The organism is Fundidesulfovibrio agrisoli (assembly GCF_022808715.1).
Taxonomy (GTDB): domain Bacteria; phylum Desulfobacterota; class Desulfovibrionia; order Desulfovibrionales; family Desulfovibrionaceae; genus Fundidesulfovibrio; species Fundidesulfovibrio agrisoli.
Map to the genome: position 1 here is coordinate 1 of NZ_JAKZKX010000037.1, position 18,652 is coordinate 18,652.

The 18,652-nt window shown below is 65.0% G+C and carries 18 protein-coding genes; 2 read left to right on the forward strand and 16 right to left on the reverse strand.

Annotated features, from left to right (window positions below; genetic code table 11):
• Window positions 1-344 precede the first annotated feature (344 nt).
• Genes MLE27_RS17200 through MLE27_RS17215 form a run of 4 tightly spaced genes read right to left on the reverse strand, consistent with a single transcriptional unit; the run spans window position 345 to window position 4,247 of the window.
• A complete protein-coding gene (locus MLE27_RS17200; RefSeq protein WP_243313777.1) occupies window positions 345-1,541 on the reverse strand; it encodes a DegT/DnrJ/EryC1/StrS family aminotransferase in 1,197 nt (398 codons plus the stop codon).
• The gene (locus MLE27_RS18230) at window positions 1,538-2,584 is read right to left on the reverse strand and encodes a GNAT family N-acetyltransferase (protein WP_243313779.1); all 1,047 of its coding nucleotides are present in this window, start codon (window positions 2,582-2,584) and stop codon (window positions 1,538-1,540) included. The genes MLE27_RS17200 and MLE27_RS18230 overlap by 4 nt, the downstream gene beginning before the upstream one ends.
• Window positions 2,581-3,345 (reverse strand): polysaccharide deacetylase WbmS family protein, encoded by a 765-nt coding sequence (locus tag MLE27_RS17210; RefSeq protein WP_243313781.1) that lies wholly within the window; start codon window positions 3,343-3,345, stop codon window positions 2,581-2,583. The genes MLE27_RS18230 and MLE27_RS17210 overlap by 4 nt, the downstream gene beginning before the upstream one ends.
• Window positions 3,345-4,247, reverse strand: coding sequence for a class I SAM-dependent methyltransferase (locus MLE27_RS17215; protein WP_243313783.1), 903 nt, complete (start codon window positions 4,245-4,247; stop codon window positions 3,345-3,347). Before MLE27_RS17215 ends, MLE27_RS17210 begins: the two co-directional genes overlap by 1 nt.
• Window positions 4,248-4,498: 251 nt before the next feature.
• Here MLE27_RS17215 and MLE27_RS17220 point away from each other — a divergent pair, with 251 nt between their 5' ends.
• Window positions 4,499-4,681: a hypothetical protein gene (locus tag MLE27_RS17220; RefSeq protein WP_243313785.1), complete on the forward strand. Its 183-nt coding sequence runs from the start codon at window positions 4,499-4,501 to the stop codon at window positions 4,679-4,681.
• A 30-nt stretch (window positions 4,682-4,711) separates the two neighbouring features.
• Window positions 4,712-5,089: a class I SAM-dependent methyltransferase gene (locus MLE27_RS17225; RefSeq protein WP_243313787.1), complete on the forward strand. Its 378-nt coding sequence runs from the start codon at window positions 4,712-4,714 to the stop codon at window positions 5,087-5,089.
• A gap of 194 nt (window positions 5,090-5,283) precedes the next feature.
• On the opposite strand, the gene MLE27_RS17230 is transcribed toward MLE27_RS17225, so the two are convergent.
• From MLE27_RS17230 to MLE27_RS17290, 12 genes are all read right to left on the reverse strand, one after another.
• Complete coding sequence (locus tag MLE27_RS17230; protein WP_243313789.1) at window positions 5,284-6,276, reverse strand: ATP-grasp domain-containing protein; 993 nt, start codon at window positions 6,274-6,276, stop codon at window positions 5,284-5,286.
• Window positions 6,273-7,094 (reverse strand): hypothetical protein, encoded by an 822-nt coding sequence (locus MLE27_RS17235; RefSeq protein WP_243313791.1) that lies wholly within the window; start codon window positions 7,092-7,094, stop codon window positions 6,273-6,275. The genes MLE27_RS17230 and MLE27_RS17235 overlap by 4 nt, the downstream gene beginning before the upstream one ends.
• Window positions 7,091-8,089: a glycosyltransferase family 2 protein gene (locus MLE27_RS17240; protein WP_243313793.1), complete on the reverse strand. Its 999-nt coding sequence runs from the start codon at window positions 8,087-8,089 to the stop codon at window positions 7,091-7,093. Before MLE27_RS17240 ends, MLE27_RS17235 begins: the two co-directional genes overlap by 4 nt.
• Window positions 8,086-9,162 (reverse strand): mandelate racemase/muconate lactonizing enzyme family protein, encoded by a 1,077-nt coding sequence (locus MLE27_RS17245; RefSeq protein WP_243313795.1) that lies wholly within the window; start codon window positions 9,160-9,162, stop codon window positions 8,086-8,088. Before MLE27_RS17245 ends, MLE27_RS17240 begins: the two co-directional genes overlap by 4 nt.
• Window positions 9,163-10,674, reverse strand: a complete 1,512-nt coding sequence (locus MLE27_RS17250) for a flavodoxin family protein (RefSeq protein ID WP_243313796.1) — start codon at window positions 10,672-10,674, stop codon at window positions 9,163-9,165.
• A gap of 79 nt (window positions 10,675-10,753) precedes the next feature.
• Window positions 10,754-11,320 (reverse strand): hypothetical protein, encoded by a 567-nt coding sequence (locus MLE27_RS17255; RefSeq protein ID WP_243313798.1) that lies wholly within the window; start codon window positions 11,318-11,320, stop codon window positions 10,754-10,756.
• A 5-nt stretch (window positions 11,321-11,325) separates the two neighbouring features.
• Complete coding sequence (locus tag MLE27_RS17260; protein WP_243313801.1) at window positions 11,326-13,374, reverse strand: hypothetical protein; 2,049 nt, start codon at window positions 13,372-13,374, stop codon at window positions 11,326-11,328.
• Window positions 13,375-13,480: 106 nt separating this feature from the next.
• Window positions 13,481-14,569 carry a radical SAM protein gene (locus MLE27_RS17265; protein WP_243313803.1) on the reverse strand — a complete coding sequence of 363 codons (1,089 nt, stop codon included), beginning with the start codon at window positions 14,567-14,569 and terminating at the stop codon, window positions 13,481-13,483.
• A 91-nt stretch (window positions 14,570-14,660) separates the two neighbouring features.
• On the reverse strand, window positions 14,661-15,701 hold the full coding sequence (locus tag MLE27_RS17270; RefSeq protein WP_243313805.1) for an NAD-dependent epimerase/dehydratase family protein: 1,041 nt from the start codon (window positions 15,699-15,701) through the stop codon (window positions 14,661-14,663).
• Window positions 15,698-16,825 (reverse strand): DegT/DnrJ/EryC1/StrS family aminotransferase, encoded by a 1,128-nt coding sequence (locus tag MLE27_RS17275; protein ID WP_243313807.1) that lies wholly within the window; start codon window positions 16,823-16,825, stop codon window positions 15,698-15,700. Before MLE27_RS17275 ends, MLE27_RS17270 begins: the two co-directional genes overlap by 4 nt.
• Window positions 16,822-17,298 carry an acyltransferase gene (locus MLE27_RS18090; protein WP_279355909.1) on the reverse strand — a complete coding sequence of 159 codons (477 nt, stop codon included), beginning with the start codon at window positions 17,296-17,298 and terminating at the stop codon, window positions 16,822-16,824. Before MLE27_RS18090 ends, MLE27_RS17275 begins: the two co-directional genes overlap by 4 nt.
• 14 nt (window positions 17,299-17,312) lie before the next feature.
• Complete coding sequence (locus MLE27_RS17290; RefSeq protein WP_279355910.1) at window positions 17,313-18,329, reverse strand: Gfo/Idh/MocA family protein; 1,017 nt, start codon at window positions 18,327-18,329, stop codon at window positions 17,313-17,315.
• Between the last annotated feature and the right edge of the window lie 323 nt (window positions 18,330-18,652).

An 18,652-nucleotide genomic window follows, 5' to 3' on the forward strand; every position in this document is an offset into this window, starting at 1 on the left:
TCAGCACCCCTCACTGGCCTGCCTGGCCATCGTGATCATGGCCCAGGAGCGATGCTGCGCAATCATGCCCTTCGCGATCATCGGAAAGGGAGATTAGCCGAAGACAGCCTTTTGCAACGGGCTGCTAGGCCGCTGTTCTAGTCATGACCCACAAACAAATATGCTGCTTACACAAGACAACAACGCCTGCCCATCAGCATTACGTTGCTAACAGATTCACTACGCCCCCGGCAGCAGCACTTGATCTGATGGCCTCTGGTTCGGCAAGGTAGTTTGCGAAGGAATGCATCACTGTCTTCGACAAAAGCGTCCCTCTGTATCAATGTGGAAAGTCGCTCGCTGTCTCAACACCCAGGCCTCTTCTCCTTCAAGATACGGGCCAAAGTGACGATCACCCGCTCCTGGTCCGCATCGGCCATTTGAGGATACAAAGGCAGAATAATGCCATGGTCCTGAGCCTTTTCGCTCTCCACAAGTTGCGCGCAGCAAAGTGGGTCGCCTCCAGGCTCATCGCCTGGGCACCGCCAGGCCGAACCCATTGGGTGTTCGCGGTGGACGCACATAACCCCGCGCCTGGCAGAGATGGATTCATCCAAGAGCGCCTGCAGGACGTCGCGCTGTGAAATATCCTCCGGCAACCCGACGCAGTAGCTCTGCCAGTTGCTTGTTGCGAACTGCGGTTCAAGGGGCAGTCGCAACCCAGGTATGGCCGAAAGCCCGTGCTGGTAACGCGCGGCTAGTTCACGGCGCCTAGCGATGATGCCCGGCAGGCGCTTCAACTGTTCGCGCCCGACCGCCGCCTGGATGTCCGTCATTCGGTAGTTGTAGCCCAGCTCAGGGTAGCTTTCGAACACCACCTTTCCCGAACCGTGCCGGGCAAGGTCGGAGACGGACATCCCGTGCTGCCGCAGCAGGGCGAACTGGCGGTCGAACTCAGGACTGTTGGTCGTGAGCATCCCCCCGTCTCCAGTGGTGATCACCTTCCGGGGATGGAAGGAGAAGCAGGCTATATCGCCGTGGGGCTTGCCGATGGGCTCCCAACCGCTGCCGAGGTTCACCTCGGAGCCTATGGCGCAGGCGGCGTCCTCCACTACCGGCAACCCTTTGCTTCGAGCCACCGCCAGGATTGCCGACAGGTCGCAGGGCATGCCCAGTTGATGCACGCAGAGGATGGCCTTTGTCCGTGCGGTGATAGCGCGGTCGAGCTGGGAAGGGTCCATGTTCCAGGTGCCTGGCTCGATGTCCACAAATACGGGCAGCGCGCCGCAGTAGCGCACCGCGTTGGAAGTGGCCACGAAGGAGTGGCTGACCGTCACCACTTCGTCGCCCGGCCCCACGCCAACTGCAAGTAAGGCCATATGCAAGGCCGCCGTGCAACTGCTCACCGCCTTGGCATGCGCAGCGCCCACAAAGACCGCGAACTCCGACTCGAATGCGGCGACTTCAGGCCCCTGGGTCACCCACCCCGAGAGGATTGCCCTGCGGGCCGCCTGGGCTTCTTCCTCGCCCAGCAGGGGAAGGGCCACGGGTATGGTGCTCATGATGCGCTCTCCATGATGAAATTCCGGCTGGCAAGGGCCGGGGCCCCGGTCCAGGACCGCCGCCAGGACCAGCGGTCCCGGCAGTGCGTCACGCAGCCCAGGCTCTCCTTGAAGAAGGTCACCCCGGCGTTGAAGTTGCCGTCCCAGCAGGCGGGGCCGAGGTCCAGCCAGCGCACCCCTCGCCTGGCAAGGAGGTCCGCCAGCTCCGCATAGAGGAAGGGCATCCCCCTCTCCTCGGCCAGGGCGGTGCTGTTGCAGATGTAGAAGGTGTAGGCCACAGACTTGGTGAGCATGAACACCAGGACCCCCGCGGCGCACCGCCCATCCAGCATGGCTAGGTACAGTCTGGCCCTGTGCGGGAGGCGGTCCAGCAGCCAAGCGATGTCCTGGGGGGAATGCGTGGCGCTCACACCATGCCTGGCATAAGTGTCCTCGAAGACTTCCAGGAAGTGCGACAGCCCCTCGGCCCCGGCTTCCACCAGGGCCATCCCCTTGCGCCGGGCGGCCCGCACATGCGTGGCCTGGCGCTTGCGGAAGAGCGCCTCATAGCGCGGCTCGTCCGCCTGCTCCAGGTCCAGCATGGCGCACAGCCAACGGTTGGCCATGGTGAACCCTCTGGCGAACAGGGCGAAAGACACGACGTCCGAAGAGGGGGTGGCGAAAACCGCCGGGGGCAAGGTCATGTCCATCCCGGCCCAGCCCCTGGCCTGGGCGTATTCCTGAAGCGTCTGGACCATAGCCAGGCACTGGGCGGTGCGCAGGTACGGCTTCACTGCGGGGCCGCCGAACGAAGCCCCGAGGGGCGAGGTGAAGACCGGCCCCTCTTCCCTGTTCGCGATTCCCCCTGGAATCAGGGCCAGAATCTGCCCCTCCTGGCGCAAGACCAGGTGCTCGAAGCGGAAGCGGCCCTCGGGATGATACGCCAGGAAATCCAGGTCGTGGTACAGGGAGCCCGTCGGCGAGGCGGCCAGGAATTCCCGCCAGAGCTGGTGCTCGTCTCCGCGCAGGGGGCTCACCTGGATGGATGCCTCGCCTCGGTTCACGCCTGCGCCCTCTTCCCCCGCTCGACCTGGTTGATCCGCCCGACTGTGGAAATGGGAATCCCTTTGGCGCCGACACACTCAAGAAGCTCCATGAGCAGGGTCCGGACCCCCCGGCCGGGATGGCGCGCGGCCAGCAGCCGCTGCGGGTCATGATAGAATGCCTTGGTGCCCAGATAGAACGCTTCGTCCGGAGCGTTGGTGAACACGATATTCGGGTGGAAATCTAGCACCTTGAGCCCCGACCTGTCGAGACGTATGCCCCCGGGCTGAAAGCCGGTGGCCTGGGCCATGAGGTCGAAATGGTCACCGTAAAAGGTGGGGATTTCCAGCATGTCCCGCTGCTTGAAAAACGGACGGAGGTTCTCCACCAGGGACATTTGGTGGGTGCAGTCGAATTCCAGCCCGGCCTCGCGGTAGATTCCGGCCAGGGCCGAATCCGAGAACAGGCTGTGCGCCCGCAGGCCCTTGGCCTCGGGGGCGAAGGTCATGCTTCGCTTGACCACGCTGCGGTAGAAGCTCGCCTCGTCCCCGCTGCTGAACACCTCGGGGTCGCTCTCGCGCACGGCCCGGCCCGTGTCGCCCTTCCAGCGGAAGTTAGGGTGCAAGCCCCGCTCGTGGCCCGGCACGCTCACACCCGCGTGGGTCGCGAAGAAGGTCGCAGTGACCCCAGCGTCGTCGAACAGGGCGCAGAGGTCCTCAAGGACGGCCGGATGTGCCCATTCGACATCCACGGTGAAGCATAGGCTGTCGGGATCGTACATCATTTTTGTGCTATGATCACGTGGCTGCGGCGGAAGGAGCCGGCTTCCCCGAGTTTGGCCAGAAGCTCCCGCAGGGCGTCGAGCTCGGCGGGCGCGGCATCCTCCTGGAGGCCCTTGGAGCGCAGAAAGCTGATGATCAGGGACATGGCCGAGATGCCTCCGGAGAACAGGACAGTGAGGTTTTGCTCGGTGATGGCGTCCTGGAATTCGGAGCGGGTGAACGACCTGTTGCGCACCAGGAAATCGGGGCGGCCATCCCAGATGTCCCTGGTGGGGGCGGCATTGAGCAGGCCTTTGAGCCCCCCGAAATAAAATGCCTGCATCACCAGCCCGCCCTCGTAATCCCTGTCCGCGATGAGCAGCTTGCCGCCGGGTTTGACCACCCGCGCGCATTCGGAAAGTCCCAGGGGATAGTCCTCGTTCAGGTAGGCAAGAGCCTCGATGGACAGCAGGCGGTCCGCGAAGCCTGAAGCCAGCGGGAGCGACCGGGAGTCGGACTCCACGAGCAGGAGCCTCTCCAGCCAGGACGGGTCGTGAGCCGCCACGCGCCCGCGAAGCCGCGACAAGGACTCGAACACCGGGTCCACCACGACCACACGGGGGTGGCCCCAGGCGAGCCACGGCCACGTGTTGCGGCCGTCGCCGCCGCCTACGTCCACCACTGCGCCCTGGGGAGCGCCTTCGCGCAGCCGCGCCATGTACCCGTGGTACACCGGCGTGTCCAAGGTGGTCATTGCCAGGGGGACCTGGGAGCGCTCATGAAAATGGGTGCCGCCCACAGAGGTGAAGAAATCTATGGAGGCGTCGTCCTGGGGCAGGCCGAAGCGCACCACTCCCCGGTCCAGCCGGGCGACCGGGGAACCGTCCGGGCCGAAAAAGTCCCTGCCGTCGCGTGTGAGCACATCGCCGCCGGAAGAGCGCAATGCTTCAAGACTCCAAGATGGTATCATATGATGAATGTCGCTCGTCGTGTATCGTGCTGCCGGTTGTAAAGAGATCCAGGCTAGAGGGCATCTGGCCGGAGATCGTACGACGGAGCCCCCGGCCCGCGAAAAGGCTCCCGTGCGCATGCCATGCATGTGATTGAAACTCAAGCAATATGAGGTTACCCCTCTTTTAGTCAAATCGATGACGCAAGCGCTCAGGAGTTACGATGGTGCACAGCGGGGCCTGCGACTACTACGACAGCCACGCTGCGGACTGGGACGCCAAACACGGCATCCACAGGCAGAATCCCTGTTTCGCCCAAAGGCTGCGTGCGATCATGGCCGGCCTGCTGGCCGAAAAGTCGGGAGCGCAAACAGCACTCGAACTGGGTGCGGGCACCGGCCCCTAGCTGGACATCCTCAGCCCGCTATTCGACGCCGTGCTCGCCACCGATTTGAGCACGAAGATGGTTGAAGGGGCCAATCGCCGCATCCAGGACTGCTGCTTCGGCAACGTTCAGGCCAGGGTTCTGGACGCCATGACCATGGAAGGGGTCGAGGAGGAGAGCATGGATGTGGTCACCTTCGTCGGGCTGCTGGAGACCATTCCCGACCTGCCCCGGCTGTTCCGGAATATGGCCGCGGTGCTCAAGCCTGGAGGCATTGTCGCCGGCACCACTTCGAACGGGAACTGCCCCTGGTACGGCTTGCGCGCCCTTCTCCACAGGGGGAAACTCATGCCCGCACCGGCCATTACGTCACCAGCGGCGAGTTGCATGCGCTCGCGGCCGCCGCCGGCCTCAGGCCGTCGCGGATGATCCATTGGGGAGCCTGCCCTCCCGGCTTGGCGACCCCATTGGCAGGCAGACTGCTGGACTCATGGAGAACCTGGTTGAAACGACTCCCCTTGCCAACTGGCTTGGCGTACTGAGCTTCACGCTGGCCAAGCCCGCCTGATCTGGGCGATCACCGCCCGGACAGCCCGACCGTTTCGCCGTGCCTGCCCATGCGCCTATGCCAGGAACCCGTCCACGGGAGTTTCCCTGTAGCCGATGAGGAAGTTGCACCGCTCCGCCTCGGAAGGGGGGGCGGGCTGGGACGTTGGCCAGCCCAGGAGCGTTTCAAGAACGATGCGCGGCAGGTTGATGCCGTTCATGGTGGTCAGGTAGCTGTAGCCGTTAAGGCGGCAGTTGGCCTCCATGAGCATGAACCGCTCCGTGGACTCGTGGCGCTTGAACTCCAGATTGATGGGGCCGCGCCAGCCCCCGGATTCGGCCACCATGGCCTGGGCCAACTCGGCGAGCCCGGGCTCGTCCACTACCTCCCCGGCGATGCCCCCGCCGCCCCAGGTGAAGAACGTCAGTCGCGAGCGCATGCCCACCGCCGCCACCAACTCTCCCCCGTGCCCGTACACCATGGTCAGGACGTAGGTACCGCCCGGGATGTACTCCTGCACCAGCAGGGCCTGTCCGTAGGCCTGGCGCAGGCGCGCGCGGGCCGACAGGAAATCCTCCCGGGTGCGGCATATGGCCACGCCCTTGCCCCCGCTCATGTTGGAGGGCTTGACCACCACTGGATAGGGCAGGCTGCCGGGGTCGGAATCCGCGCCGAAACTGCGGGGGAGGTTCTTCGGGAATTTGTCTGACAGATGTCTGGCCAGGCGACCTTTGTCACCGAGCCTGCCGTAAGCCTCGAACGGAGGGCTAAAGAGTTTTACCGGCGGCCGCCAGCCCTCCTCTACCCATTGGATCACGGCTTCGACGTCGTAATCCGAGGTGGGGATCAGCGCCTCGATGCCGTGCCTCTCGATGGCTTCGGCCAGGGCAGAGCGGTATGCCCCGCCAGCCCTGGCCGGGGGCAGTGGCACCGGAATGACGCCTGGAACATACAGCCCGGGGCAGTACGGGTCGCAGTCGGAGATGAAGAGCCTGACGCCGGGATCGCCCGCCAGGGATTGGATGTAGTTGATGGCCGAAGCCACACCGGAAAGGACAAGCAGGTTCACGGTTCGAGCCTCGTATAGCTTGCGTAATGGGGCTGGGCCACAAAACATCCGCCGGCCCCGGCTATGGCGGTGCCCGCCGGGTCGAGGAGCAGGTCCGCGCCATGCTCCCGCAACGTGCGCAAGCCCGCGCGGGGCACGGGCCGGAAGGAGCTCAGAAGCGCGCCCTGGGGGGTGTCGATCCAGTTGAAGGTGAAGAAGCCCTCGTAACCGAGCACCTCCAGGGCGCTCAAGGAGCCCTCCTCGATAAACGGGTTCCTGACGGTCTGCGCTGCCTGAATCACGTCGTCGCGGAAAAAGCGTTCGGCGTGCACCCACATGACCCCCAGAGCCGTGCCCCGTGCCGTGCGGCGGCCCACCACCTGGTGATGGGCCGTGACCTGGAGCCGGGGCTGGAAAACCAGCCCGCAGCCGTGCGGGTCGCCTATGTCGGACAAAGCCCGAGCCTCGCCCCATTCGGGCGCGTCGGGACGGTGGAAACGGTCTCCCTTGACCTGCCAGACGCCCTTGGCCCCGGCTTCGGACCGTACGGGCAGCAGGTGCCTGAACCCATTTGCCTCCAGGCGCTGGAACACCGAGGAGATGCTCCACCGCTCCAGGGCCTCAGCGCCGAGCCAGCGGGGGCAGAGGGTTACCGCCTCCTGAGCCGTGGCCGTGGCCGAGTCCGGGCCGGGCTCGCTGAAACGGATTTCCACGTTGGGCAGGTCCCAGCCGTCCACAATCGCCTGATCGCTCAGGAAGGCGAACCGGCGCTCCGGATAGGCCAGGGACATGGACGAGGCGGCCTGGCGATGCGCTCCCAGCAGAGCCAGCGGCTTCAACGCCCTCCCCCTTCCCGCCCCATGGAGGGCTCGGCCAGGCCTTTGGCCCTGGGGAAATCGCCGCGCGACTCCCAGACAAGGTACAGAGGCCGACGGCGCACGTCATCCAAGGTTCTCCAGACGTACTCCCCGAGCATGCCAAGCACCATGAGCTGCACCCCGCCCAGGAGCAACACCGCCACCAGCAGCGTGGTCCAGCCCTGCACGGGTATGTCGTAGAACATACGGTATACGGCGATGTAGAGGGCGTACAACACGGAAACTATGGCCAGGGCCACCCCGGTCCAGGTGGCCATGCGGATGGGCGTGCTGGAGAAGGACACCACCGCGTCCAGAAGCAGCTTAATCTTGCGCCCAAGCGAATACTTGGAGACCCCGTGCCTGCGCTCCTCCCTGTTGTAGGGGATGAACACCTGGCGGTAGCCGGTGGTCAGGATCAGCCCGAACGTCATGCGGTTGCGCTCGGGGTAGCTGCGCAGGGCGTCCATAACCTTGCGGTCCATGAGGCAGAAGCTGCCGGTTCCGTTGCTCGGATAGTCCGGTATGGCGATGCGCCGGATGATCTGGGCGAAAGCCCTTGAGAAAAACACGTCCAGGGCCCGGTCCTTGCGCTCGGCGCGCATTCCCCAGACCACATGGTATCCTTCGCGCCACTTCTCCAGGAAGCGGCCGACCTCGCGCGGATGGTCCTGCAGGTCGCAGGGGATGATGACCCCGGCGTCCCCGGAGGCGTAGTCCAGCCCGACGCTGACTGCGGCATGGCTGCCGAAGTTGCGGGTCAGGCGGACCACCTTGACCCGGGGGTCGATCTCGTGGATGCTTTCCAGACGCTCGAACGTGCGGTCCGAGCTGCCGTCGTCGATGAACAGGAACTCGAAGTCGAATTCCGGGAGAATACCCGCCGCTTCGACGAGGGCCTGGTGCATGAGCAGCACATTGTCCTCTTCGTTGTAGGCCGGGATCAGCATCGAAACGAGTTTTTTGTCGGCACTCATAAGTATTCTGGGTTAAATGCTTGGATCCGGCGGGCCACTTCCCCCTTGCCCACTTCCAGGCGGATGCTCCCACCACGCTCGGCGACAACACCTCCCAGCAGGGGAGACGCAAGTTTCCGGAAGCCGTTGGACTCCGCCGGAGCGGAAAACAGCCCTCCCCCGGCAGCCAGCAGCAGATATTCCGCAAGGTTGCCCACATCGGTGGCCACACCATTGCCGAAAACCACGGTCAATCCCAGACTGACAGCCAGCCGGGCCAGCTCCAGGCAATGCGCCGGGCCGCACTGCTTGAAGAGCTTGAGCTTGACCCCATGCGCGCCCATGGCTGCGGCTCGGCGGACGTGCTCCTCGGAATACACGCTCTCGTCCAGGATGACCGGCACGGGCGAAAGGGCGCATAACCGGGCGAGCCCGTCCCAGTCGTCCCGATGCAGGGGCTGCTCGAACCACAGCAGGCGCCCCGAGTCGTTCTTGCCCAGCCCCCGGGAAAAATCCAGGGCCTGGTCGAAGCTGTAGCCCTGGTTGGCGTCGAAGAGCACGCGGAACGAATCGCCAGGAAGCCCCGCGAGCAGCAGGGGCAGATTGGAAAGTTCGTCGGCCGGATTTTTGCCGACCTTGACCTTGATGAAGCCGTATCCTCGCTCAAGGCCCGCCAACACCTGCCCGCGCAATGCCGCCTCGTGGGCGTCGCCCGCCACCGGCCAGTTGAGCGCGAAACCGTCGGCCTGAGGCGCGCTGCCCAGAAGCCCGGGGAACTCCATGGCCGTCATCACCGCCGAAGCCGCGAAGGGGCTCAGAGGCCACGATTTCCGGCAGCGGTCGGCCAGTTCCCGGAAGGTGAGGCCCTCCGCCCCGGCGCACAACGCGGCCACCGTCTCCAGGATGTCCTCCTGGGTTTCCCAGCCGTACCCGGGCAAGGCGACGGCCTCCCCCAGGCCCACCGAGCCGCTCGTATCCTCGCAACGCACCCAGACCGTGTCGTACCGCGTGAGCGTGACGAACGACAGTTGGTACGGCGCGGCGAGCGGCACCCGGGCCACGCCCCACTCCAGCTTGCGGACGACCTGCTCCACTCACTTGCCTCCGCTTTGCGGCAGCAGGCGCTCGGCCGCCAGTTTGCGCAGCCGCGATTCCCGCTGCGCCACGATCTCCTCCCGCTTCTTGAGCTGCATGTCCTCGCGGGTCTTGTCCGCGCTCAACACGTAGCCCACGGGGTTGTAGCTTGCGGCCGCGTGCTCTCCGGCGCGGGCCAGCCGGCCAGCCGCCAGCTTGGCGGAACGCTCCGCCGCCTCGCGCAGGCCCTCCAGAATCTGCTCCTCCCCGATGACGGCCCCCTGGGCGAGATGCCCGACCAAAGGGCGGAACATCACCGTGTGGTGCCGGATCAGGGACGTCAGCATGCGGATGGGGTAGGTGCTCACCCCGCCCGGCTCCTGGATGACCACCGGGGCCACCAGGGTGTCGGACCAGATGTAGTCCCCCCGGCGGATGTAGCGGGTGCGCTCCATGAATTTCTGGTAGTCGCCCTTGATGGCCGCGGGATTGCGGGATGACACCACCACCGGGATGAGCACGTCGTGGTCCAGAAGCTCCCGGTGCACATCCCCGCCCGCGTCGTTTTTCACCAGGCAGCGATAGAATTCGTCCAGGTCCACGTCCGCCGGGCAGATGTCGCAGGCCATGCACCGCCTGATGGAGAGCTCGGTGTAATCCACCACATGCACGTCGAATACGTCGCCCAGGTGCAGCCTGATCTTCTCGATCATGCCCGCGCCCGCGCCTTCGGCGTCCTGCAGGAGCAGCGCCAAGGCCCTGGGCTTGCCCTTCAGGCGGGCCGGGGACTTCAGCAAGGAGAGCACGGTGGCCATGCGCCGCCCCACCCCCATGGCCGTCTCCAGGCCCAGGGCGTCGCGGCTGATGGTGCCCACGTCTCCGGCGTGGCAGGTGCCGCCGTACTGGGCCGTCGTCTCGGAGTCGTTGCCCACGCCGAGCAAACCCATCTCCAGCATGTCTACCAACTGGTAGATGAGGGTCGTCTCCTGCCCCCCGTTGCGCTTGGCCCCGACGGAGCACCCGCCGTAGAGCTTGCCCCGCAGCCCGCCCTGCAGCTCCGGCGAGGAGGCGATGAAGTCCAGGAGGCTCTTGGCCAGGCTGGATCGGTCGCCGAAATAGACCGGGCCGGAAATGAGGATGCCGTCCGCCCAGAGCAGGCTCTCCCGGAGCAGGCCCTCCTCCACGATGCCCCCCTGGGCGGGGAAATGAGCGGACAACGGGACATGCCTGATCTCGGCGCCGCGTTCGGCCGCGCTCCACAGCGCCGCGGCCAGGGCCAGCTCCGAGTTGGAAAGGCCCGGGGACTTCGCCAGCTTGCGCAGGTTGGCGTAAATCTCGAGGAAGCCCTTGCGCTCGGCTCTGCCCGCCTTGAGGTATTTTTCCAGGCACAAGTCGCCCTGGCGCTTGATGTATTCCAGCAGCGACGCCTTGTCGCCTATGGCCGAAAGGTCGGCGACGAGCGTGCTCTCCCCCGGCCCGGGCCAGGGGTTGCGCGGGCTCGCGGATATGCCGAGCAGCTTGGGTGGTTTCATGGTGTGGCTTCTCGAAAGCGCCTGCCGAAACCCTCATCACGGCCCTTGGAAGAACCCGGTGAGGACGGCACGTAAGAATTTAGAAAAACACCGCCCCGTTCTTGCACCATACCTGAGCCCACGGCCCCTTGAGGGCGAACTCCAGAACGACGCCGAAATCCTGCGGTTTGTATCCATCGAAAACACAGCCAAGGTTCACGTTGTACTGGCTGGCGACATCCGTCCAGGCCCCGTTCCTGCCCGCCATGCCGAACAGCTTGCGGCGGGAGCTGTCCAGCAGCTCGAAAAGCTCGACCCCGCTGTCCGCGCCCGAGGCGCGCGGAAAGATGACGGCTTCGGCCCTGTCCCGGAGCAGTTTGACCCGGAAGCGGGCCTCCCTGGATTTATCATCCGGCGTGAGGACGGTCCACCCGGGATACTCCTCCGGGCGCTCTTCCCTCACGTTCTCGAACGAATCGACGATGACCGTATGGCGGACATTGCTGCATTCCCGAAACGCGACCACTTTCGGCGACCACCTCGCGGCAGGCAGGACGGCGGTGCAGTAGAAGGTGTGCCAGCGTTCGCTCTGGAAATACACAACCGCGCTCATCCCGGACAGCAGCGCCGCGCAAAGAGCCAAGGCATACAGGGCTTTTCTGCTCATTTCTCTTACCAGTACTCGCAGATGAAGAGATCACGTTCGTTGTACTTCAGGCTCACCGGCTTCAGCGGGCGACCCGCAGCGAGGTCCTCAACCACATCATCGGGAAGATCGTAGGTATTGAACAGCCCGCTGCGGCAATGCGCGAACAAGCGGGGGTTCTGCGGGGCCGAGAACCCGCCGGGGGAGCGGATGAACGTCAGCACGAGCTGCATCCGGTCGAAGGTGTCCCGTATCCGCGTGGCGGCCTCCCCCGTCAGCAGTCCAGCGCTCAATTGGGCATCTGTCAAGGCGGTCGCGTCGATGTCGAACGAGGCTTCAAGCATGACGTCGCCGCCCACGAGCCTGATGCCCCGGCTTTCCATCGCCCGAAGGTAGGGGCTTGAGCGCATCTTTCGGACCGCCTCCAACCGCTCCAGCTCATTCAGGCTCTCGCTGAAATCCCCCGGTTGCAACACGGAAGGGCCCTCCCCGGAGCAGGGGCAATCCTGATTGAGGTACAGCTCCCCGCCGGCGGTATGAGACAGAAAGGATATCTTGTTTGAATCGCTGAAGAACTTGACCTGACTGTCGTCCTTGAGCAGCAGGAAGCGAGACTTCGCGGGCGGCACATAGCTCTTGTATATCAGGATGTGGGAAAGCCCTAGGCCAGCGGGCAGCCCCAGATACTCGGTCGCGGTTTCATGGTTGCCCACCAGCACGGTGTTGCACCAGGAGTTGGCCTGCCGGGTGTACGGCATCAGCCGCCCGGCCAGGTTCGAGAACCGGCTGATGCGGAATTCCCTGGCCTGGGGCGCGCGCGCAAGTTCATAGGCGTGGTTCTGCACGGACTGCATGTTCATCGCGGCGGAGGCCAATTGCGCACCGAGCACCACCGCAATCAGGACCCTGGAAACATCCGTGAGGGCCAGGAACAGGAACGAGAAGAAAAAGCAGGGATACAAATGCCGGGGCTCAAGCCCCTGGAGCCCCATCGCGGCGGCAAAGTACCCCAGCAGGATGCCGCCGAAAACAATCGCCACATCGAGCGCCTTTCTTTCGGATTCGAATTTCTCCCGGATGAACCTTCTGTTTATGAAGACAGCCAGTATGCCGGCCAGGGAGAACCCGAACACCACCAAGACGAACGGGGCCAGTTTGATTTGATACAACGCGCCGATGTAATTGTCCGCGATGGAATCGGCTATGCGTTTCAGTATTGCCGCGTACGCAGCCTTGCCGGAGAGCGCCGCTTCGGCGGCGAGCCTTGCGCCGCTGCTGTTGCCGACGAACGGGGGCGCCGTGAATTGGTAGAGAAGATAGTTCCCCACAAAGCACGCGCCCCCAAGCACGAGGGAGAGCCCCCGGAACAGTGGCGCCCCGGGCAGCGCCAGGGTGAAGAACGCGATGTAGAGCAGGCCCCATATCGGCCGGATGAGGGACGCGGCCGCGAGGACGGCGAAGGTCGCGGCGCCCCAGAACCAGCGCGCCTTCGGAGCCCGGGCCAGGAGCATCCGGTAGAACAGCGCGGATAGAAGGATGGCCAGGCTGTAGTTGGTGTTCTCCTGCCAGAATGTGGCCCCGGTATGCAAAAAATCAGGCACCGACACGACGGCCAGCGCCAGAATCCCCACTGTGAACCACCCCGGCCCGGCAAGCAGGAGCAAAACGCCCAGGCACAGGCCCATGAATGTCAGGTTTATCAGGGGGGCCGCCTGCGGGAACGAAGCCCCGGTCAAGCGCGAGGCCGCGCTCATCAGGATGGGATAGGTGAAGCTGTGCGGGCCGAAGGGGGAGTCCTTGAGCCCGGCCTCGACCTCGTTGAAGGTGAAGCGCCCCATGTTGAACCCAGCGGCCGCGAAGCCGCGCGCCTCCAGCACGTAATCGTACGTGTCCCAGTGGGCGTAGGGGACCAGCGCGCCCGGCTTTTCCTGGACGAGCGCATCGTAGGCCGCCGACAGGAACAACCCCGGCAGCAGCGCGACAAGCAGGTAAGCCGCCCACAGGGCCAGCTTCCCGGCAGCGCCCCGCGACACCCGCCCTCCGGCGGCCTGCGCTATCGTTTCGGTTTCATGCATGGCAAGGTTTGCTCGAACGGTTGATGGGAGTTGTCGCTTTTGACGGTGCGCGGCAATATTTGGATTGTCCTCCCGCCGGACCGCCCTGCAGTGCCCCCGAGGGTGTTCAATCCCGGGCGCTGGACTTTTCGAACAGCATCCTCAAGGAGCAGTCGTCATACAGATTGCTGCACCCGGCGCATTCGGCCGGAATGTTCGGCCTGTCGGAGAGCAGCCCGGTTCTCAAACGCCGGAACGCCGGCCCGTTGGCCATGCGCTCCTCGCTGTCCGCGCTGAAGATGTTGCCGAATTTTCCGTCGGGGTGCGCCTGGAACTTGCAACACATCCCGAGGTTCCCCTTGGCGTCCAGATACACCGTGTTCCACGGCACGCTGCACTTCTTCTTCATGCCCTCGGTGCGCCGAAGGACCGGATACGCGAACGAAACCGGCACCTCGGGATATTTCTTCAGCACATCGCCGTAGAACTTCATAAGAAGCGGATTATCGTCATACACGACGTCACCCTCCCCATCCCCGTACGACATGCAATTCGACAGCATCAATCCCCGGCACTGCGGAGCCGTGCATACCTTCAGGCCGTCAAGCAGCTCGTCGTATCTGTTTTCGAGATCCGAGCCGAGCAGAACTTTGGAAAGATAGATCGGCACCCCGGATTTCACGGATGGCAGGAAATTCCCGACATATTCCTCGTTCGTGTCGTACAGGGAGATGATGGCCTGCGACAGGCCCGCCTTTTCCAGGCTTTTCAGGCGATCCCCGGTCAACAACAGGCCGTTGGTGATGATCCGGGAAAAGCGGCCCTTGCTTTTGAGGAAGGCCACGATCCGTTCCAGATCGTTGCAGAGCAGGGGCTCGCCGCCCATGAGCACGTAGGAGAGGTTGATCGCGACCAGGGGATGGGCGAACAGCTCCTTGAAGCGGGCGAAATCGACCTCGAATTCCTTGATCCTGTTCTTGCTTCCGGACAGCTTGTCCACGCAGCAAAAGGAGCACCTGAGGTTGCAGCGCCGCGTGAGCAGGAGGTTGACCTGGACGCACCTGCCCATGGCCCCGGATTTCTTCGAGGCCATCTGGCGCAACACGTTCATGGCGGCCATGGGGGAAACCAGGCCCCGCTGGCGCCGGAGCAGGTCCATCAGGGTTCTGCGAAAATAGCGCGAGGTGCTCTTGGCGATAGCCTTGTAATTTTCCATCGGTGGAGTCTCCTGGGTACGGGTTTCCAGGCCGGGGCCATTGACAGGCCGCCGCCCCCGGAAAGGCGCGCCGCTTTCCGGGCGGCCCGGTTTAACCCGCCTCCCAGGCGGAAAGCCACTCCTCGGCCTGGGCCTGCGCCCAATTCATGGGCTTCATGGACTCCAGCACCTCCGGGGTGGGTTCGACATTGGCCGCGAACCAATTGTAGGTCCTGGCGAGGCCCTCGCTGATGGAGATGCCCGGGGTGTCGCCCAGGATGTCCTTCAGGCGAGAGTTGTCCCCGAAGAGCCTGAGCACGTCGCTGGGGCGCCCCTGGACGTGTTGCGGGGCGAGGTCACGGCCGGAGAGCGTCGCGACCATCTCCGCGATCTGCCGGATGGACACCTCGTCGCCCCTGCAAACGTTCACGGTCTGGCCGGCCGCGCGCTCGGAGGCCATGAGGCGCACGAGGAAGGAGGCCGTCTCGGTTACGTAGGTGAAATCCCGCGTCTGGAGCCCGTCGCCGAAAATGATCGGGGGCATCCCGGCCATGGCCCAGAGGATGAACCGGGGGATGACCTCGCCCTTGTGCCCGAAGTAGTGCTCCCTGGGGCCGTAATTGTTGTGCGGCCGGGCTATCACCGTCTCCAGCCACCCGGCCCGCTGGAAGACCTGGGTGTAGTATTCCCCCGTGAGCTTGGAGGCCCCGTAGACGGTCTCCGGCTTGAAGTGGTAGTCTTCGGGCATGGGGATGACGTCCGCCGTGCCGTTCACCTCGGAGCTGGAGGTGTAGAGGAACCGCCTCACACGGTTGGCGGCGGCCGCCTTGAGCAGGTTCAGGGTGCCCGTGGCGTTGACCTCATGCACCTCGGTGGGGCGCTTGAGCGACAGGCGCACGTTGCGGCAGGCCAGGTGGAACACGAGCTTCTGGCCCTTGAGCAGGCGCAGCATGGCCGCTTCGTCCCGGATGTCGGCCTCGGCCACGGTCAGGCCGGGGTTCCCCGCGTGATGGGCCAGGTTGGCGCGCTCCCCGGAGGAGAAGTCGTCGATGACCAGCACCCGGCAGCCCACGCCGAGCAGCGCGTCCACCAGGTGGGAGCCTATGAACCCGGCCCCGCCCGTGACGACGACCCCCGTTCCGGCGGCGATCACGGCCTGGTCCCGTAGAAGCCGCGCACGGCGTCGATCACCGCGTGCATCTGGGCGTCGGTCATTTCGGGGAACATGGGCAGGGAGATGAGACTCGCGGCGCTGGCCTCCGCCGCCGGGAAATCGCCCGGCTTGCAGCCCCGCCCGGCGTAGCACTCCTGCAGGTGCAGAGGCACTGGGTAGTGCAGGCCCGTGCCGATGCCGAGCCTGGAAAGATGCGCCTGCAGGCCCTCGCGGTCGGGCACGTGCAGCACATACAGGTGGCGCGAGGAGACGTTGCCCTGGGCCATGGTCACGGGGCGCACGCCGGGGATGGCGCCGAAGGCCCTGTCAAAGGCCTCGGCCACTGCGCGGCGGCGCTGGTTCCAGCCTTCCAGGCTGGGCAGCTTCACCCGAAGGAACCCGGCCTGCATTGCGTCCAGCCGGGCATTGGTCCCCTCCAGGGAGTGGTGGTACTTCTTGGCTTGCCCGTGGTCCCGCAGCCTGCGGACGGCGTCCGCCACGGCCGGATCGGAGGTGGTCACGGCCCCGCCCTCGCCGCAGGCCCCCAGGTTCTTGCCGGGGTAGAAGCTGAAGGCGGCGGCCCGCCCGAGCGTTCCGGCCTTGCGGCCGTGCTGGGAGGCCCCGTGGGCCTGGGCCGCGTCCTCAAGCACGTCGAACCCGTACTTCTCGGCCAACTGCCCGATGGCCGCCATGTCCGCGCACTGGCCGTACAGGTGCACGGGGATGACCGCCTTGGGCGCGGGGGAGCGCTTGCAGTAGTCCTCGAGCTTGCCGGGGTCCAGCAGGCAGGTGCCGGGGTCGACGTCCACGAAGGCGAATGAGGCCCCGGCCAGGGAGATGGCCTCGGTGGTGGCGATGAAGGTGTTGGGCACCGTGACCACGGTGTCGCCCGGACCCACCCCCATGGCACGCAGGGCCAGGGCCAGCGCGTCGGTGCCGCTGCCCACGCCCACGCAGTGCTCCGCGCCGCAGTAGGCGGCGAATTCCGCCTCGAAACCCGACACTTCGGGGCCCCCGATGAAGGCGGCCTTGTCCAGCGCCCGGCTGGCCACGTCGAGCAACTGGCTCTTGAGCGGCGCGTGCTGGGCGGGGAGATCAAGGAAAGGAACGGTGGTGGTGCTCATGATTTCTCTGTAAGGTAGCGCAGGATACGGGCCGGGTTGCCCGCGACCACGGCTCCGGGGGGAACGTCGCGCGTGACCACGCTGCCGGCCCCGATCATCGCGTTTTCGCCGATCGTGACGCCGCAGAGGATGGTCGCGTTGGAGCCTATGGAGGCCCTCCGCCCCACCAGGGTCGCTGACTCCTGCCAGTCCCCGGCTGATTTGAGGGTGCCGTCGGAATTGGTGGAGCGGGGAAATACGTCGTTGGTGAACATGACCCCGTGGCCGATGAAGGCCTCGTCCTCTATGGTCACGCCGGAGCAAAGGAAGCTGTGGCTCTGGATCTTGACCCTGCGGCCTACGGCCACGCCTCGCTGGATCTCCACGAAGGGCCCGATGAAGCTCTCGTCGCCGATGGAGCAGCCGTAGAGGTTGACGAAGCCCACGATGCGCACGTCCCTGCCAAGGGCCACATCCCCGGCGATAAGGCTCATGGGGAGGTTCATGCTCAATCCCTCTCGACCTCGACCCGCGAGCCGCCCGCCTTGAGCGAACGCTGCGCGGCCTCAAGGATGCGCACCACGCCGAGCCCGTCCCGACCGGAGCACAGGGGGGCCTCCTCGCCGCGCAGGCAGCGCAGGAAGTGCTCGGTCTCCAGGGAGAGGGCCTCCCGCTGGGACAGCTTGGGGGCGAACATGTCGCCGGTGCGGTAATCCACCTTGATGTTGTGCAGGGACTGCGTGTCGGGGTTCACGGTGATGCCCTTGTCGTACACCTTGACCTTTTCGCCCTGGTCCAGGTCGTCATAGACGATCATCCGCTCGGAGCCGGCGATGAGCGTCTTGCGTATCTTCACGGGCGCAAGCCAGCTCAGGTGGAAGTGGGCGGGGAGGCCGCCGGGGTACTCCAGGTGCAGGTAGACGATGTTCTCCTGGCTGACGCCCGCGTGGCACGCGCCCATGGCCCGCGCCCACTTGGGGGCCTCGCCAAGGAGGTGCCCGACGATGGACAGGTCGTGGGGCGCCAGGTCGTAGAGCACGTTCACGTCGGGCTGGAACAGCCCGAGGTTGATGCGCACCGAATCCACGTAGAGGAAGTCGCCGAGCGCCTTGGAATCGACCAGCTCCTTGATCTTGCGCACTGCGCCCGTGAACAGGAAGGTGTGGTCAACGGCCAGGACGAGGTTCCTGCGCTCGGCCAGCTCCACGAGCTCCAGGGCCTCGGCCGCGGTCTCGGTGATGGGCTTCTCCACCAGCACGTGCCGGCCGGCCATCAGGGCCTGTTTGGCCAGGTGGTAGTGGCACCCCACCGGGGTGGCGATAACCACCGCGTCCACGCCGGTGGCGGCGAGCATGGTGGCGCTGTCGTCGCCGATCCAGCAGCCGGGATGGTCCAGGGCCGCCTGGCGGGCGCGGCCGGGGTTGGCCTCGCAGATCGCGGTGAGCTGGCATCCGGGCTGGCGGGAAAAATTGCGGGCCAAGTTGGGCCCCCAATAGCCGTAACCGATCAAGCCAATTTTGATCATATCGAAACAATACCGGTAGCATGGAAATTTTGCACTGGGAGTTGATATCTAACATGGATCTATTCAACTTGCAACGGCTATGGCTTCCGTATTCACTGCTTTTCAGAGTATGGCGTGAGCTCGCTAACTTTCACCCGAAAGTTAGCGAGTTGCCAGCTGAAGCCAACCAAGCAATAGCGCTGCTTGCCAGCCATTCTGTAGCGGTCCAGGGTTTCTTGGACAGTTAGCCGCCAAAATCAGGCCGCCTTTGCGACCTCCAGTTTCTGTCTTTCCCTCACCTGGGCCGGTGAGCGATAGCCGTGCCTGCCGATGCGCCACTGCCA